We start from the raw sequence: 16,394 nt of genomic DNA, 5'->3' as shown, positions 1-16,394 counted from the left end.
ACAGGCTCGATTCTTGCTTTTATGAAGCGAAATTACGTTTCGCGGACGGACACCCCTGTCACTTCCCGAAGTTCGCCCGGCAATATACCCAGTTGAGCGCGAAACTGGCGGCGGAAGTGATGCAGATTCTCAAAGCCAAGAGACGTAGCAATCTCTCCCACGGTGCGATCGGTGGTCATCAGTTGTTGTTTGGCCCGCTCGACCTTCCGGGCGAGAACGTATCGATGAGGTGCCACGCCGGTGGATCTCTTGAAGGATCGGGCGAAATGAAAAGCACTCAGGCACGCCTCGCTCGCGAGTTGATCCAAGGTCAGGGGCCGACCGATTTCATCCTCGATCAGATCCAGTACACGCTTCAAGGACGCTGGCGACAATTTGCCATCACCGCGCCAAGAGGCTGCAGCGCCAACCGCATGGGCTGCCAGAAGGTGTTCCAGGGTACTCGCCTCCACAGGCGACAATGTTCTCTGCCCAAGGCAGGCTTGTCGAAGCACATGCGCCAAGGCCAGCATCATTCCATCTGGGACGAGCCTGGGACTTGAATCTTTGCCGAGTGTCGAACGCAGGACAAAATCAGATTGTCCATTTTCTTCCGCAACCGCTTTCAGCAGGGCCATGTCCGGATACATTTCGAGCGTATCGCTGAATTCCGGTACTTTCAAAAGCGTCGTGGGCTCCGGCCCCACAACATAGAACCCGCCGGCCGCGACATCGACATTTAACGTTGTTCCGGCCTGCTCGATCACCGCCTGTGAATGACGAGAAAAAACCACTTCCAACCTGTTGGGCGTCGTCCGAGACGCGCCTTCGAACGGCGGCAACCAAGCATAGGTCACTTTAAGGCGCTTGAGAGCAATACGATGGCGGCGCTCACCACCGTATAAGGCCTTTGCCTGTGCCGAGCGTTGTCCCTTCCACCACTTTGCAAGGGCGTTATACAACCGTCACGAACCTTGTTGACCCATGGGCGGAATGAGCATCATGTGTGTAATCGGCACACGCGGTAGCGGATGTGTATTGCTTCCGGTGGGTTGATGATCCGGAGTAGCTCCAATTCGATTTCTGATGGCAAGAGGTCGAAGAGCCGGCGACCCGCCGCCGAGCAGTACTGGGATCAGATGGATCTGAATCTCGTCGAGCACGCCCGCGCGAAGAGCCGTGTACGCGCCGCACAACTGCACGTTTCGTTCGCCAGCCGCAGCTTTCGCCTGCGCCATCGCGCTTTCGATCCCATCCCTCACATATGTCACCATCGGATACCCCCAACGCGGCCGGAGGCGGGCCCGATGGCTGGGCACGAAGATCGGAAGGCCGCCATGACTCCCGCCCCAATGATCCATCAGTTCGGCGGCCCGACGTCCCGCAAGAACCGCACCGGCCGCCTTCCACTCGGCTTCGAACTCCCGGACAGGTTCGGATTGATCGGGCTGCTGATCCACTTCCGCCCACTTGTCGCATCGCTCACCGTCCTCGCCGTCAAGATAGTCGTCGGTGTCGGCGATGTAGCCATCCAATGACATCGACATGTCCGGAATCGATATGAACATTTCGTTCTCCTGTTAGAGGCTCCTTGCCTTGCACCATAAGACCGAGCAGACCGGGCGCATGCCCGCTCGCAAAACCTCTTCGAGACGGTCTTCCAGTTCGTTTCCCATGGCCTGAGACCGCTCCGCGTCCGGCAGGACCATCGCGGCACCCGAAGCGTCCAGAAATCCAGGTGTTTCTCACCGATTGCGTTTCATCTCTCGTTCTCCTCTACAGTCAGAAGGTGCTTCGATGGGCAAAAGACGAATAATGTCGGCGCCATCCGACATTGCGGGGCCAATTTCTCCTTCCAGCAAAGACCGCATTGCTGCGATCCAGGTGTCAACGTCGCCACGACGTCCGGGCGGCGACCATGCCAGCCCGGAGCACGAGCAGCAGCACGTGAAATACGGCGTCGCCTCGCGTTTGCGGCCCGACCCCGACCGCGATCGTGCAGGCACCGACCAACGTACCGAGAAGCGCAAATCCCTGAACGGCGAGGGTCATGATCGGGTATCGCGCAGGCCGAGGGCGAGCACCACTCCGATTACGCCTTCGGCGATCATCGCGCGAAAATGTTCGAAACCGTAAGCAAGAATGCCCGCATGAGCCAGCGCAGCCGCCGAAAAGGGCCGTCTCCGCAGCGAGAAAAGAAGCAAGTGTCGGTGGCTCACTGCTTCAACTTTGCCACTATCATGCCGACCGTCCCTGTCGGAATGTCTGCGGCAAATCCGGCCAGGCTCGCGTAACCGCGCACGACCCGCTCGCGTTCTTCGTAGGAGGCCACCGCGTCTATGTCGTCGAAGCCGTCTGGCGCTCGGGTTTCCACCAAGTCGATCACGCCTTCCGGCCCGCCTTTGCGGTTGGAATGGACGATTTGCGCCGTGGTGGGACGGCGTTCCCCATCGTATGCGGCGAGCGCGGCCTCCACGGATCCATGAGTCCGCAGGTGTTCCGTCAGAGAGCGGGCGTCGAGGATGGCCTGGCTCGCCCCGTTCGAGCCGACGGGGTACATGGGATGGGCGGCGTCGCCCAACAGGGTGACGCGTCCGAATGACCATCGCGGCAGTGGTTCGCGGTCGCAGTTGGGGTATTCATGAAACGCGCCGGTGGCGCGGATGATCTCCGCCGGATCAACGTAATCCAGGTGGAAGCGGCCGCGCACGAACGGCAAGACATCGTCGAGGCTGCCGGGCCGACTCCAGTCGCCAAGAGGCAGATCTCGGGCCTTCGCTTTGCGGCTTCTGGCCATCACGGCCCAGTTGGTCAGGCGCATGCCCGGGTCGTTGGGATCCCTCTCGATTGGATAAAAGACGAACTTGGCGTGGTTGCCACCAGCGATCGCCATCGTGCGACCGTCCTGCCATTTCGGCCACCGTGTGGCGCCGCGCCAGAGCACGACACCGTTCCAAATCGGCGGCCCCTCGTCGGGATAGAGCTTTGCGCGCACGGTGGAGTGAATCCCGTCGGCGCCGACCAGCAGATCGCCGCCTGCCTGCAAGGCCTTCCCGGCTTCCGAGAGGTAAACCGTGATCCTGCGCCCCTCCTGTTCGAAGCCGGTCACGGGGCAACCCATGCGGATGACGCCTGGCCCCAATCGATCGACGACAGCCCGATGGATCAGCCTCAACAGCTTGCCGCGATGGATGCTGAACTGCGGTACCGCATGGCCCGCATCGACACCGCGCAACTCCTGCCAGACAATCTGGCCGAACCGGTTCGCATAGATCAGCTCGCGCGTACGGATTCCGGCCGCGTCGAGCGCTTCCATCAGCCCGAGTTCAGCTAACAGCCCGACAGCGTGCGGCAGCATGTTGATGCCGACGCCCAGTTCGCGCACCGCATCGGCGCGCTCAAAAATCTCCACCTCGATCCCGGCCCGGTGCAGAAAGAGAGCGGTCGTTAGCCCACCGATGCCAGCGCCCACGATCAGCGCCTTCATGGCCCTGCTCCGTGTTGCGGATATTCGAGCTGCATGGCAACGACATGGGCCGTGCCTTGCCCATATCGCGCTCCGATATCTCGCAAGGCCTCATCCAGGGCATCGGTGGGCCTCTTGCTTGCCTCCTCATGGGGTAATCGCTCGCCGGACCACGTCGCCGTCACTCTATCTGGAAGGAGGCGCAAGCCACCACGCGTCGTCACTGCCTCAGGGGATGCCGCAAACAGCTCTACCCGGGAGCGATAGGTGCGCGACCACGCATCGGCGACGAGCGAGAGCGCGATTTCGTCCATCCTCGGCTCAAGGGCGATGCCGAAACGATCATGGCTCCAGACAGCGAGGCGGTTGCCCAGCACGGTCATGGCGAAGAGGCGGGTTAGCCTGAAGGCGCCGCTGTCATGCCGGGTATCCCAGAAGTCCAGCCCGAGATCGCTGGCGGCTGCTTCCGCCTTGTCCCGTCCGGCGATCGCATCGATCAATGTCAGCATCATCGGCATGGAGGCCGTGATGCCCGTGGTGGTCGCGACGCTGCGATCCACCACGATCCGTCGATCGGCGATATAGCGGATCGACGGATCGTGGTGGAGCAGATCACTGATATGGTACCAATGGGTGGTCGCCCGCCGGTCGTCGAGAAGCCCGGCGGCGGAGACAACCTTCGCTCCGGCGCAAATGCCGATGATAACAGCTCCGCCCTTTGCCTGCTTGCGCAGCCAAGCGGTAACGGCCGGATCGTCGTCACGGCTCATGGCCGGCACGATCACATAGTCGGGCCCTTCGGGATGGCGCGCATCGAAGGTTTCGATCGTAGCATCGGCTTCGACGGCAAGCGCCGGATAGAGTTTGACCGGGCCGGGCTCGGTCGAGATGGTCACCACGTCGGCGATGTCCGCTCGTCGTAGGATTCCTGTGGGCATCAGGTAATCGGTCGTCTCCGTCGCGTCATTGAGGCCGATGATGGCGACCAGGGGCCGACCTGCCTTCGGCGGCTTCAACGCCGCCAGCATGGCGTCTATCTCTGCTTGCGGGACAATTGGTGGCGCGAAGGCGGTGGGCGCAGCCGGCAGGGCCGCCAGCCACAGGCCTAAACCCGCCAAAGGCAAGACGACAAGGGCCAATCCAGCCCAGATGAGATAGCGCATGGGCATCCGCCACTCCGATCGGGCGTTGCTTTCATCGTCAGGCTATAGGGCACATTCTCTGGCGGGAATGACATAAACATGGCATTTTCCGCCAATGCATCATGTCGCCTTCGTCGTTTACCGCGGCTTCGAGCTCCTCGACACGTCGGGACCGATCTCGGTCTTCACCAGCGCCAACCGCACCCTGGGGCTGAGTGAGAAGCCACCGTTCTACACTATCGATCTCGTATCGGCCGCGGGCGGACCGGTGACGAGCAGCAGCGGGGTCGCCGTCGAGACGCAAAGCCTGGAAGAACGCGCCCGCAAGGCGATCGACACGCTCCTTGTCGCCGGCGCGGAGCGCGAGCACCTGTTGCCGGCCCTTGCGAATCCCGCCTGGGCAGCATGGCTTCCGAAGCTGGCGAGCAAGGCGCAACGGTTCGGCTCGGTCTGTTCTGGCGCGATCATCCTTGCAAGGCTCGGGCTGCTCGATGGGCATCGTGTCGCCACCCATTGGGATGCCTGCACACCGCTTGCCGCTGCCTTTCCGTCCGTCAGCGTCGATCCTGACTCGCTTTACGTGGTTGACGGCCGGCTGTGGACCTCAGCCGGCGTGACCACCGGTATCGACATGGCGCTCGCCATGGTCGCGCGCGATCTTTCCGCCGACATCGCCGGCGAGGTCGCCAAGCGGCTCGTGCTCTATGCGTGCCGCCCCGGCTACCAATCCCAGTTCAGCCCGCTGCTTCAGGCCCAAGTGAGAGCTGACAGCCCTTTCGCCGAGCTGATCGCCTGGATCCTGACAAACCTCGATGCACCTCTGGACGTTCCTGTGCTGGCGGATCGCGCCGGCCTCAGCGAGCGGACATTCCACCGCAAGTTCGGCGCCGCCACCGGCCAAACGCCGGCCCGCTTCGTCGAGACGGCACGCCTTGATGCCGCCCGCATGCTGCTTGGCCGCGGGCTTTCGCTGAAGTTGGTCGCAGTCCAGGTCGGCCTTTCTCCGGCTGCACGTTTTTCGGACGCGTTCGAACGCCGTTTCGGCGTCTCGCCGCGGCTGTTTCGCGAGATGCATGCGGAGATTGAACATTGACCACCGGGAGAATGCCGCAATGACACTGACGGTCTGCAAGTTCGAGGTCATCGAGGGCCAGGAGTGGATATTTCCAACTGATGACGACGATTACGAATTCTTCTTTGCACTGGATGGTCGCGTCATTCAGGATTGGATCGCGCCTGTCATGAAACTGGACACGGAGGAGCGGACCTACTCCGATTTCCCGTGGCTGGGCGAACACGCGCCGATCCTGAGAAAGCCCGCTGTCGATGCACTGGCGCCGGTCCTCATCGAGTACGGGCAGCTACTGCCCATGAAGGGGGAAGAAGTCTGGCTCTTCAATGCCACAACGGTCCTCGACGCCCTCGATCGTGAGCGGTCGCGCATCGCCTATTTCGACAACGGCGACATCCTCGACATCGAACATCATGTCTTCAGGAAAGAGACAATCGGAACCGCGGAAATCTTTAAAATGCCGATGCGGGCCTCGGCCGTCTATGTCACCGGCAGTTTCGTTGAACGGGTTCGAACCGCCGGACTTCGCGGCGTCTCGTTCGCTCCCGTCTGGATGTGCGGAGAGGAATGAGGGGCGCCGTATTCTCGAGAACGTAGCCATCCTCTATCAGATCGTTGAGAACTTCAGGACGGCGGTTACGTCCGGGTATCGATGACCGGCCGCACGACGCGCTCGCCGCCGGCGACCGTCAGGTGTTGTCACGTAAACCATGCTTCAGCATTTGCGGCATAGGGACGGCGGCATGATAATGCCTGCGATCAGCTACAAGCGCCATCGTTTCCCGCCGCAGATCATCGGTCATGCGGTCTGGCCCTACTACCGGTTCCCCTTGAGCCGGCGTCTGGTCGAGGAAATGCTGCTGGAGCGCGGCATCGTGGTCTCCTACGAAACGATCCGCCGCTGGGGCAAGAAGTTCGGGCCCGCTTATGCTCGCCGCTTGCGTCGCAAGCAGCCGAGCCGCGATGACATCTGGCACCTGGATGAAGTCGTCATCACCATTGCTGGCCGAAAACACTGGCTATGGCGCGGCGTCGATCAGGACGGCTATGTCCTCGACGAGATCGTCCAGAACCGCCGCAACGCCAAGGCGGCCAAGCGATTGCTGACGCGCCTATTGAAGAAACAGGGCGTCGCACCGAAGCGCATGATCACTGACAAGCTGCGGTCGTATGGAGCGGCCAAGCGTCAGGTGATGCCGGACGTCGAGCACCGGTCACACAAAGGATTGAACAACCGCGCCCAGAATTCCCATGTGCCGCTGCGAAAACGAGAGCGGGTGATGCAGGGCTTCCGATCGCCAGGGAAGCCTGCAGCGTTTCGTCTCGATCTTCTCGGCTCTGCGCAACCTCTTCGTTCCACCTCACTCAAAACGCTCCGCTCTCGCCGCACATATTCACCGCCTGCCTGCCATGGCGGAATGGAAAGCCGTGACCGTGGTCAGCTGACAACAGCGCCGCAGGTCTCAGCGCGTTCATAGCCAGACAACGTGACATCGCCATCTCAAGATCCCGATCGGCGCATTTACCAGCGTTCTCTGGAGCTCCGGTCGTCCGCCGCGAGCGCTGCCGAAGCCCGCGCGGCTGTCACCTTCATCGCCGCCGCGATCGGATCGTCATCGATGAGGTCGATCAGCCCCCGGGACAGCGCACCGGAGGCAGAAATGACCTTGCCCGGCGGAATTAGCTCCAGCGCGTGCGCCATGCCGACGATCCTCGGAAGCCGCTGCGTGCCCCCGCCCCAGGGATTACGCCGAGCGTCGTCTCGGGGAGGCCGAGCGTTGCGCCGGGCGCTGCGATGCGCATGCGGCAGGCCAATCCGATCTCCAAACCACCGCCCAAGGCCGCGCCAAAGATTGCCGCGATGGTAGGCACTTCGAAGCGCGCCAGCCGTTGCAGAACCTCATTCAGATGCGACGCTTCGGGGGGACGGTCGAACTCGCGGGCATCGGCACCTGCCGCGAAGACGCGATCGCCACCGGTGATGATCACCCGCTTGACGCCTTGCGCGCGGGCATCATCCAGCGCCTGCACCAGCCCGGCTCGAACGGCTTGCCCGATCGCGTTGACTGGAGGGTTGGCGAGCGTGATTACACCGATCCCGTCGCGGTTCTCGAACTGCACTGACATATTGACCTCGTTCCTTGCAACGGCCGCCCGGCTCTCCACCCATTCGGCCGCAGTGCAACCATGCCAATGGGCGCACTGAGAACCTGCGATGGCGGAACCGGCCGCGCCTCTATTTCTTACGCGCAGAATGCGCAACCACGGGACCGCCAGCAGCTTTCCAAGCCTTGAAGCCGCCCTTCACATGCGCGACCTTCTCCATGCCCATATCCTGCACCGTCTTGGTAGCGAGCGCCGAACGCCAGCCGCTGGCGCAGAAGAAGACGTATATCTTGCCTGTGGAAAAGATCGGCTTGGCGTAGGGGCTGTCGGGGTCTACCCAGAATTCGAGCATACGGCGTGGACACGAGAAGGAATCCGGGATCGTCCCTTCCCTCTCAAGCTCACGCGGATCACGCAAATCGACGAAAACGACGCCCGGATCCCCCGAAGCGCCATCGCATCTGAGGCCTCGATCGCCTCCATCTCGGCATCTGCAGCCGCCAAAAAAGGTCATGGAGGCCCTTTTTCACGGATCACCTGCGATTGTGGTTGGCCCGTATCATGTTTGACCGATCTTGCTCAGACGCTTTCCGCCAAGGCAGACATTGCCGCGTCGCTGTTGACGAGTCTGCGAACCAGCTTCATGCCGCCCGCGGCCGTAAAGCCGCCATCGATCTTCATATCCGTCCCGGTGACATAGCCTGAGTCCGAGGACGCCAGGAAAAGCACCATGCGCGCCACGTCTTCCGACGTGCCGTGGCGCAACATCGGCGTCGCGAAGCGCATGGCCTCCGCCGAGTTCAGCCCGTTTCCCATGTCGGTGGCGATGACCCCCGGACAGATCGCATTGACGCGGACGGCAAGGTCGGCAAACTCCGTCGCCGCCGTGCGCGTCAGTCCAAGGAGAGCGGTTTTGCTGGAGACGTAGGCTGCGCATTTCACCCCGATGTGGGAGGCGATGGATGCAATGTTGACGATCGATCCGCCGCCGGACGTCGCTATGACCGGCGCGACGTGCTTCATGCCGAGGAATGGCCCGGTGATGTTGACATCCATCACCTTGCTCCATTTCTCGATGGGCGTATCAACGATGCCGAGCTGGTTGATGATGCCCGCATTGTTGACCAGCACGGTGATCTTGCCCTGCCACGCGACGATGTCGGCGACCACCTTCTGCCACTGCTCTTCCGAAGTCACGTCGAGGGCAAAGAATCGAGCTTTCGCGCCGTTGGCCGAAAGCTGTGCCGCCAGCGCCTCGCCTTGCTCTTCGAGAAGGTCACAGATCGCGACCGCCGCCCCTTCGCTGGCGAGTAACCTTGCCTCCTCGGCGCCCTGTCCGCGCGCACCGCCGGTTATGACGGCAACATGGCCATCGAGTTTGCCCATCGCATGTCCCTTTCATATGAATTAGCTTGCCGGCCGTCTGGCCGGCCCGTTGTGGCTAGGCCGCGGAGCGGTCGCCGGCCATCGCCGGCAGACGGAACGCCTCGATGTCCGGCAATTCGTTGACGGGGCCGCGCAGTTCGACGAGGCATGTATGTGCCGAACAGCCTTGCGACAGGCCAGATGCGGGCACATCAAGTGTCAGCGCATTCGGATTGCCGTGCCGCTCTAGATCGGTGTCTGGATCGGGATCATACCAGGCGCCTGTGGAAAGCCGCACCACGCCCGGCATCACGATGTCAGAAACGATCGCACCCGCAAGGCAGCGGCCGCGCTGGTTGAACAGTTCGACGACGTCCCCATCCGCAATACCGCGCCGGGCTGCATCCCACGGATTGATATAGACGGGCTCGCGGCCTTTTATCTTGCCGTCGCGGCTCCAAGAACTTGGATCGAGCTGGCTGTGCAGGCGCCGCACCGGCTGATCCGAGACCAGGTGAAGGTGGTCGGCAGACGCCATGCTGCCGCCGAGCCACTCCTTCGGCTCGAACCATGCCGCATGCCCCGGGCAGTCTGCGAGGCCAAAGCTCGCGATCGTCTCCGAGGTGATTTCTATGCGGCCCGATGGCGTGGCGAGCGGATTTGCGACGGGGTTCGCAGCAAAGGCTTCGAACATCACGACCGGTTTGTCGAATTGCGTGAAGTCCAGCATTCCGTCGCGCCAGAACGTATCGAAATCCGGCGCCGATATCTGGGCCGTCCGCGCCTTCTCCCGGAATTCATCGTACAGCCGACGCAGCCAATCGGCGCTGGAAAGGCCTTCGGTGAAGGTTTCCTCCACGCCCAACCGAGCGGACAGACCCGAGAATATCTCATAGTCGTCGCGCGCGTCTCCGAAAGGCTCGGTGACCCTTGCCATTGCAACGAGGCAACCTTCCTTCGTCGAGGACATCATGTCGTCGCGCTCGAGCGACGTCGTGACAGGGAAGACGATGTCGCCATGCTTGGCGGTCGCGGTCCAGAACTGCTCGTTGACAATGATCGTATCGGGCTTCTGCCAGGCGACCCGGAGGCGGTTCAGATCCTGATGGTGGTGATAAGGATTTCCGCCCGCCCAATAGACGAGCTTGATGTCGGGATAGGCGTGGACGGCGCCGTCATAGGTGAAGGACTTGCCGGGATTGAGCAACATGTCGGCGATGCGCGCGACGGGGATGAAATCCTTGACCGCGTTGGTGCCCTGCGAGAGCGTAGGCCCGGGCACTTTCATGTGCGGGCTGCCCATCAGGTTCGTCGCGCCATAGCCGACGCCGAAACCGCCGCCGGGCTTGCCAATCTGACCAAGCATGGAAGCCAGCGTGATCAATGCCCAGAACGGCTGCTCGCCATGGGTGGCGCGCTGCAGCGCCCAGGCAACGTTGAGCATGGTGCGGTGGGATGCGGCATCGCGCGCCAGCGCCTCGATGCGCCCCGCCGGCACGCCCGTGATCGCTTCGGCCCACGCCGGCGTCTTCGCGGTACCGTCGTTCTCTCCCAAGATGTAGGACCGGAACCGCTGGTAGCCGACAGCGCAGCGCTCGAGGAACCCACGATCGACAAGACTTTCGGTCTCCAGGACGAACGCCATGGCCAGCATCAGCGCGGTGTCCGTGTTCGGGCGGATCGCGATCCAGTCAACCGCCCCGCCCGTGACCAGATTGTCGGACACGGGGCTGACATTGACGAAGCGTACGCCGGCCTCACCCATGCGGCGCAACCCGCTCGGAACCCGGTGCTCACGCACGCCGCCAGCGCTTACCTGCGCGTTTTTTGCCGGAACCCCGCCGAAGGTGATGAACAGCTCCGTATGCTCGGCCATCACGTCCCAGGACGTATGGATGGACTGCAGATAGTCGATATCGCCGACAAGATGCGGCATCACGACCCGTGCCGCCCCGAGGCTGTAGGAATCCATGTGCCGGACATAGCCGCCGGCTGCATTCAGGAAGCGGTGGACCTGGCTTTGCGCGTGGTGAAAGCGGCCGGCGCTCGCCCAGCCGTAGGAACCGCCGAAGATGGCGCGGTTTCCGTCGCGCTTGCGCACCACGTCTATCGCCGACGCCGCCAGATCGAGTGCGGTGTCCCAGTCGACCTCGATGAACTCCTCGCGCCCGCGAAGATCCGTCCGCGCGCCGGGACCGCCTTCGAGAAAGCTGCGGCGAACTGCGGGCCGAGCAACCCGCATGCCCTTGAGCCCCTCGTCGAGCTGGTGAAGCCCGATCGGCGAGTGGTCGGGATCGGCGCCGAATGGCTTCAGATCGGGACGCCCGTCGTGCTCCACGACTTCATAGATACCCCAATGGGAGGCGGTGTACTTGGTCATGTGTCCTGCCATGTCTCATTGTTGCGGGCGAGGGATGGAACTCCCGCCGCGCGGCGTCAAGCGTAGTTCACCCAGACCGACTTGGTATTCAGGTACTCATCGACATGCTCGACGCCGCCTTCACGGCCGTATCCGCTGAGCTTGTAGCCGCCGAACGGCACCGCCGGATCCATTACGTTGTAGCAGTTGACCCAGACCGAACCTGCCTTGATCGTCTTGGCAAGGCGGTGAACCTTCGTGACGTCGCGCGTCCATACGCCGCTGCCGAGACCGAACTGCGTAGCGTTTGCGCGACGCTCGACCTCATCGATCGTATCGAAGGGAATGGCGCACACGACGGGCCCGAAAATCTCCTCCCGGGCCACGCGCATGTCATCCCGTACGTTGCCGAAGATGGTCGGCGGCAGGAAGTAGCCTGAAGACAGGCCTTCTTCGGTCAGGCGCGCGCCGCCCGCGATCGTCGTCGCGCCTTCGTCCAGGCCGATCTGGATATAAGAAAGGACACGATCAAGCTGTTCCTGCGAAACAACCGGACCGATCTGCGTCTTGGGGTCGAGGCCGTCGCCGACGACCAGCGAATTGCCGAAATTCGCCACCCGCTCGATGAATTCGTCGTAGATGGAGCGCTCGACGAAGAGCCGCGTGCCGGCGCAGCAGACCTGGCCCGTGTTGCCAAACACCCCCATCGCGGCGCCAGGCACGGCCTTGTCCAAGTCCGCATCGGCGAAGACGATGTCGGGAGACTTTCCGCCGAGCTCCAGCGTCACCCGCTTGAGGTTGCCCACCGAGGCCTGAATGATCTTCTGGCCGACGAGATGGGAGCCGGTGAACGCGATCTTGTCGACGTCGAGATGCTGGGTCAGCGCAGCGCCGGCGCTTTCGCCAAGGCCGGTCACGACATTGACGACGCCGGCCGGGATGCCGGCCTCCATGCACAGCTCAGCAAGACGAAGGCAGGAAAGCGAGGCCTGCTCGGCCGGCTTGAGCACGACCGTGCAGCCCGCGGCGAGAGCCGGACCGATCTTCCACAGTGCCGAGGTCAGCGGCGCATTCCAGGGGATGATCGCGCCGATGACACCGATCGGCTCGCGCACGGTGTAGGTGAGCATCTCGCGCGATGCCGAATTCTCGATCGTGTGTCCGATGATCGTGGTCGCCAGGCCGGCATAAAAGCGCAACCGGCCGAGCGCGCGCTTGCGGCCGGGACCGCGCAGCCGCGAAAGCGGCGCGCCCATGTCCATAGAGTCGAGCAGGCTGAGTTCATCGAAATCCCGGTCGATCAGCTCGGCGAGCTTCAGGATCACGCCCTGGCGCTCATAGGGCGTGAACCGGCTCCAGGAACCCTCGAATGCACGCCGTGCAGCCGCGACGGCGTCGTTGATGTCCTGTGTGCCGCCCGCGGCGATGCGGGCGATGACTTGCCCGTTGGAAGGATTGACCGTCTCGAATGTCTCGCCCGATGCCGGCTGGACCCATTTTCCGTCGATGAACAGCTGCTTGGGTGCTTGACCGAGAAATGCCGGCCGCATGCGCTTTGATTCAGTTGCGATGTTCACGATATCCTACCCTTTTCTCCACTGGCGCAACAGGTTCGGCCAGGGCGTAGAGATCTCCTGACGGCTCCAGTATTTAGAACACCGTTCTGCTAATTGAGTATCTTACGACTGACACCCCTGTCAAGGATGGCTTTCCCAAGCTTGCGTCGCGGGCCTGATGCGCTCGTCAACGCGCCTGGGAGATCATCTCAAATATGCCGTGTGCGCCACGCGATGACAGTTGGACTAAACCGGACTCCCTTGACGCTCTACCCCGCCGTCGCTTATAACTATGTGATACAACGTTCCAGAATATGACACACGAGTGATGAAGCCAGCATGATGCACCAACAGGACACCTCCCAGCTCCCGCTAAGCGGCATTCGAGTCGTCGAGTTTTGCCAGATCGCGGCCGGTCCGTTCTGCGGCATGCTGCTTGCGGATTTCGGCGCAGACGTCGTGAAGGTTGAGAATCCCGATGGCGGGGATGGATTGCGCAGCTGGCCGCCGCACAGCGGTGGCTATTCCGAGAATTTCGCCTCGCTCAACCGCAACAAGCGCTCCGTCGCGCTCAACCTGAAAGATACCGCCGAACTCGCCACCGCGAAGGCGCTTTGCGCGAATGCCGACGTGGTCATCGAAAACAACCGTCCTGGCGTGATGGACCGGCTCGGCTTGGGCTACCGCGCCATTGCGGCGTTAAATCCCGGCATCGTCTACTGCTCTATCTCCGGATTCGGGCAGGAAGGTCCCCGCTCCCAGGAAGGCGGCTTCGACGTCACCATTCAGGCGATCGCGGGCGTGATGAGCGTCACCGGCGAACCGGACGGCGGACCGGTCAAGTGCGGTGTGCCGGTCAGCGATTTCTCCACCGGACTTTATGCTGCGTTTGCAGTGTCCTCAGCCCTGCGCCAGACCGCGAAATCCGGCGAGGGTCAGTTCATCGACATTTCGCTGCTCGGCTCCACGCTGGCCATCGCGGCACTCCAGACATCCGAGTTCTTCGGCACGGGCATGGCGCCCAAGCGGCTCGGCGCTGCGCACCCGCGCAATGCTCCCTACGAAGCATTCCAGGCGAGCGACGACTGGTTCGTTCTCGCCGCCGGCAATAACAGACTTTGGTCGGTGGTGTGCAGCGTTGTCGGCATGCCCGAACTGAACGACGATCCGCGCTTCAACACGAATTCCATGCGCGCCCTCAACCAGCGCGAATTGCGCACCGTCCTCGAAACCGTCTTCACAACGCGGCCTGCCGGTTCCTGGGTCGATCAGTTTCGCAAGCTCGGCATTCCGTGCGGACTGATCAATACCTATGAACAGGCGCTGAGCGATCCTCAGGTCGACGCCATGAAGTGGGTGAAGGACATCACGCTGCCCTCGGGCGTCGTGACTAAAACGTTCTGTTCGCCAATCCGCATCAACGGCAAGACGCCGCCGATCAGACTGGACCCTCCGGCCCTCGGGGGGCATAACGATGAAGTGTTGTCCGAACTGGAGCGCATCCAGTGCCAAGGAGCCATCGTTTCGTGAGCATCAGACTGTTCCGCGATTTCGTGTGCGAGCTGACCAATCTCGCCGATCAGGGCTCGGGCGAAGCCGAGATGCTGGGCGCGGCGCGTCCGATGCTGAGTGATCTTCTGGCGCGTGACACATGGCTGCCGGATGAATTCGCGCGGCCTAACGAAAACTTCTACCAGCAATACCTGCTTCACTGCGATCTGAAGCAGCGCTTCTCGATCGTCAGTTTCGTCTGGGGTCCGGGCCAAGAGACCCCGATTCACGACCATACCGTCTGGGGCTTGCTGGGCGTCCTGCGGGGGTCTGAGGTTTCGCAGCGCTACGAGATGAACGAAGGCGAGCTGCACGAGACGGGCGGGTTGGAAATTCTGGAAGCCGGCGCGATTGATGCCGTCTCCCCCACCATTGGCGACATCCACCGCGTACGCAACGGCCGACCGAACAAACCGTCTGTCTCAATTCACCTGTACGGGGGAAATATCGGCGCGATCTCCCGCCATGCCTTCAAGGGCGACGGTACGGTCAAAGACTTCACTAGCGGCTATTCGCTGGAAACTGTCCCGAATCTCTGGACACGCTAAGCGTCAGCAGGGCGCACGAGGCGTCGGCCTGCCAAGTCTCAATTTCATGGAACAAACAATAGGTGCACGGGCCGATGAATATCAACGCCAAACTCGCGTGCCCCGAAACGGAGACACTGCCGGCTTTCGGCGAGATACGAGCGTCGCTCGAGAACAGCATCGGTCGGCTCCTACTCGCCCGCCCCGATCGCGGCAACGCGCTCAACCCAGTCATGGTCCGGGAACTGTCCCATGGGTTCCAGGCGCTGCTGCAAGCGGGCGCCCACCTCGTCGTCATTTCCGGCGAGGGCAAGCATTTCTGCACTGGGTTCGACCTGTCCGACCTCGACCAGTGTTCGGACGGAGACCTCCTGCTCCGATTCGTCGAGATCGAAGCGCTTCTGCAGATGCTCCACAGGTCCACCATCCCGACACTAGCAGTCGGTAAAGGACGCGTGGTCGGCGCCGGCGCTGATCTCTTCGTCGCCTGCGACCGGCGACTCGCCGCGGAGGGAACGACTTTCGCTTTTCCCGGCGCCGGCTTCGGGCTGGTTCTCGGAACTGATCGGCTGCGCGCGCTCATCGGCCGCGACCATGCTCGACGCATCGTCACGCAGGGGGAAACGGTCGACGCGCAGGGTGCATTGGCCCTGGGGCTCGCCACTGAAATTGCTTCGGACGACCATGTGGACGGCATCACTTCTGCAATCGTGGAGCGAATCACGGCACTCGGTCCGACGACAGTGGCCGCGCTTCACGACGCGACCGCCGAGGGAAGCGCTGATACACAACTGGCTGCCCTGGTGCGTTCGGCGGCCAGACCTCATCTCAAGCAGAGGATAGAGGCGTACAAGGCGCGGGTAGCCGGACGCAAGGCCGCTCCCATCCGCTAGAGCGATTCCAAGAAAAGTGGGAACCTGTATCTTGGCGCCCGTTGATGTCATGATGGCTTGAGAGCGTTGCTCGTTGGGAACCGCGGTGGTTGTTTTGCCGTGAATGATCGATCGAACAGTCGCATGGGCTTCACGTGTCGAATGCCCGCATACAGGTCCGATAAGCCATGTCTCAGCCCTTAACCCTTTGCCGTCGGTCGCCGCCATCGCGGGCGGGCGGGCCGCCCTCTATATGGCCGCTCTCGTCGTCTCCCGCCGCGACCCCGCTTTCAAGGCCCAATACGGCCCCTGAACATCTGTGGACACCCCCGGAAGTGCAAGAGAATTTTTCAGGCAAAGTATTTGCGCGTAGTCGGGTGCTGACATCTGTCCGGCCTC

General features: G+C 62.4%; 14 protein-coding genes and 2 pseudogenes. 6 read left to right on the top strand and 10 right to left on the bottom strand.

Going from position 1 to position 16,394, the window contains the following annotated elements:
- Positions 1-32: 32 nt before the first annotated feature.
- From BM413_RS30465 to BM413_RS30445, 4 genes are all read right to left on the bottom strand, one after another.
- Positions 33-941, bottom strand: coding sequence for a helix-turn-helix domain-containing protein (locus BM413_RS30465; protein WP_139238699.1), 909 nt, complete (start codon positions 939-941; stop codon positions 33-35).
- Positions 942-944: 3 nt separating this feature from the next.
- Positions 945-1,547: a dihydrofolate reductase family protein gene (locus tag BM413_RS30460; RefSeq protein WP_244538118.1), complete on the bottom strand. Its 603-nt coding sequence runs from the start codon at positions 1,545-1,547 to the stop codon at positions 945-947.
- A gap of 647 nt (positions 1,548-2,194) precedes the next feature.
- Positions 2,195-3,466 (bottom strand): flavin-dependent oxidoreductase, encoded by a 1,272-nt coding sequence (locus tag BM413_RS30450; RefSeq protein WP_091918593.1) that lies wholly within the window; start codon positions 3,464-3,466, stop codon positions 2,195-2,197.
- Complete coding sequence (locus tag BM413_RS30445) at positions 3,463-4,614, bottom strand: DJ-1/PfpI family protein (RefSeq protein ID WP_091918592.1); 1,152 nt, start codon at positions 4,612-4,614, stop codon at positions 3,463-3,465. The genes BM413_RS30450 and BM413_RS30445 overlap by 4 nt, the downstream gene beginning before the upstream one ends.
- An 88-nt stretch (positions 4,615-4,702) precedes the next feature.
- On the opposite strand from BM413_RS30445, the gene BM413_RS30440 reads away from it, so the two are divergent.
- From BM413_RS30440 to BM413_RS30430, 3 genes and pseudogenes are all read left to right on the top strand, one after another.
- A complete protein-coding gene (locus tag BM413_RS30440; protein WP_091918591.1) occupies positions 4,703-5,680 on the top strand; it encodes a GlxA family transcriptional regulator in 978 nt (325 codons plus the stop codon).
- Between the two features lie 19 nt (positions 5,681-5,699).
- Positions 5,700-6,230 carry an imm11 family protein gene (locus tag BM413_RS30435; RefSeq protein WP_091918590.1) on the top strand — a complete coding sequence of 177 codons (531 nt, stop codon included), beginning with the start codon at positions 5,700-5,702 and terminating at the stop codon, positions 6,228-6,230.
- Between the two features lie 172 nt (positions 6,231-6,402).
- Positions 6,403-7,105, top strand: a pseudogene (locus BM413_RS30430) (IS6 family transposase).
- A gap of 76 nt (positions 7,106-7,181) precedes the next feature.
- On the opposite strand, the gene BM413_RS33475 reads toward BM413_RS30430, so the two are convergent.
- From BM413_RS33475 to BM413_RS30405, 6 genes and pseudogenes are all read right to left on the bottom strand, one after another.
- Entirely contained in the window at positions 7,182-7,361 is a 180-nt protein-coding gene (locus tag BM413_RS33475) for a hypothetical protein (protein WP_210189010.1), read from the bottom strand.
- Positions 7,340-7,786: an enoyl-CoA hydratase/isomerase family protein gene (locus BM413_RS30425; protein ID WP_210189009.1), complete on the bottom strand. Its 447-nt coding sequence runs from the start codon at positions 7,784-7,786 to the stop codon at positions 7,340-7,342. Before BM413_RS30425 ends, BM413_RS33475 begins: the two co-directional genes overlap by 22 nt.
- A gap of 109 nt (positions 7,787-7,895) precedes the next feature.
- A pseudogene (locus BM413_RS30420) lies at positions 7,896-8,248 on the bottom strand (rhodanese-like domain-containing protein).
- 96 nt (positions 8,249-8,344) lie between these two features.
- On the bottom strand, positions 8,345-9,151 hold the full coding sequence (locus tag BM413_RS30415) for an SDR family NAD(P)-dependent oxidoreductase (protein WP_091918589.1): 807 nt from the start codon (positions 9,149-9,151) through the stop codon (positions 8,345-8,347).
- 55 nt (positions 9,152-9,206) lie between these two features.
- Positions 9,207-11,510 (bottom strand): molybdopterin-dependent oxidoreductase, encoded by a 2,304-nt coding sequence (locus BM413_RS30410; RefSeq protein WP_091918588.1) that lies wholly within the window; start codon positions 11,508-11,510, stop codon positions 9,207-9,209.
- Positions 11,511-11,566: 56 nt separating this feature from the next.
- Positions 11,567-13,039: an aldehyde dehydrogenase family protein gene (locus BM413_RS30405; protein WP_091918607.1), complete on the bottom strand. Its 1,473-nt coding sequence runs from the start codon at positions 13,037-13,039 to the stop codon at positions 11,567-11,569.
- A gap of 345 nt (positions 13,040-13,384) precedes the next feature.
- Here BM413_RS30405 and BM413_RS30400 point away from each other — a divergent pair, with 345 nt between their 5' ends.
- The 3 genes from BM413_RS30400 (at position 13,385) to BM413_RS30390 (ending at position 16,016) form a co-directional block, all read left to right on the top strand.
- Positions 13,385-14,575, top strand: a complete 1,191-nt coding sequence (locus BM413_RS30400) for a CaiB/BaiF CoA transferase family protein (RefSeq protein ID WP_244538117.1) — start codon at positions 13,385-13,387, stop codon at positions 14,573-14,575.
- Positions 14,572-15,144 carry a cysteine dioxygenase family protein gene (locus BM413_RS30395; protein ID WP_244538116.1) on the top strand — a complete coding sequence of 191 codons (573 nt, stop codon included), beginning with the start codon at positions 14,572-14,574 and terminating at the stop codon, positions 15,142-15,144. Before BM413_RS30400 ends, BM413_RS30395 begins: the two co-directional genes overlap by 4 nt.
- Before the next feature lie 74 nt (positions 15,145-15,218).
- Positions 15,219-16,016 (top strand): enoyl-CoA hydratase/isomerase family protein, encoded by a 798-nt coding sequence (locus BM413_RS30390; RefSeq protein ID WP_091918587.1) that lies wholly within the window; start codon positions 15,219-15,221, stop codon positions 16,014-16,016.
- Positions 16,017-16,394: the final 378 nt, after the last annotated feature.

This window comes from Mesorhizobium sp. YR577 (assembly GCF_900116595.1).
Lineage (GTDB): Bacteria > Pseudomonadota > Alphaproteobacteria > Rhizobiales > Rhizobiaceae > Mesorhizobium_M.
This window is presented reverse-complemented; position numbering and strand designations above follow the sequence as displayed.

Coding starts and splice junctions, on each gene's coding strand:
- BM413_RS30435 (WP_091918590.1), top strand. CDS start 5,700: ATGACACTGACGGTCTGCAAGTTCGAGGTCATCGAGGGCCAGGAGTGG.
- BM413_RS30460 (WP_244538118.1), bottom strand. CDS start 1,547: ATGTTCATATCGATTCCGGACATGTCGATGTCATTGGATGGCTACATC.
- BM413_RS30410 (WP_091918588.1), bottom strand. CDS start 11,510: ATGACCAAGTACACCGCCTCCCATTGGGGTATCTATGAAGTCGTGGAG.
- BM413_RS30450 (WP_091918593.1), bottom strand. CDS start 3,466: ATGAAGGCGCTGATCGTGGGCGCTGGCATCGGTGGGCTAACGACCGCT.
- BM413_RS30440 (WP_091918591.1), top strand. CDS start 4,703: ATGCATCATGTCGCCTTCGTCGTTTACCGCGGCTTCGAGCTCCTCGAC.
- BM413_RS30445 (WP_091918592.1), bottom strand. CDS start 4,614: ATGCCCATGCGCTATCTCATCTGGGCTGGATTGGCCCTTGTCGTCTTG.
- BM413_RS30425 (WP_210189009.1), bottom strand. CDS start 7,786: ATGTCAGTGCAGTTCGAGAACCGCGACGGGATCGGTGTAATCACGCTC.
- BM413_RS30415 (WP_091918589.1), bottom strand. CDS start 9,151: ATGGGCAAACTCGATGGCCATGTTGCCGTCATAACCGGCGGTGCGCGC.
- BM413_RS30390 (WP_091918587.1), top strand. CDS start 15,219: ATGAATATCAACGCCAAACTCGCGTGCCCCGAAACGGAGACACTGCCG.
- BM413_RS30405 (WP_091918607.1), bottom strand. CDS start 13,039: ATGCGGCCGGCATTTCTCGGTCAAGCACCCAAGCAGCTGTTCATCGAC.
- BM413_RS30400 (WP_244538117.1), top strand. CDS start 13,385: ATGATGCACCAACAGGACACCTCCCAGCTCCCGCTAAGCGGCATTCGA.
- BM413_RS33475 (WP_210189010.1), bottom strand. CDS start 7,361: ATGGCGCACGCGCTGGAGCTAATTCCGCCGGGCAAGGTCATTTCTGCC.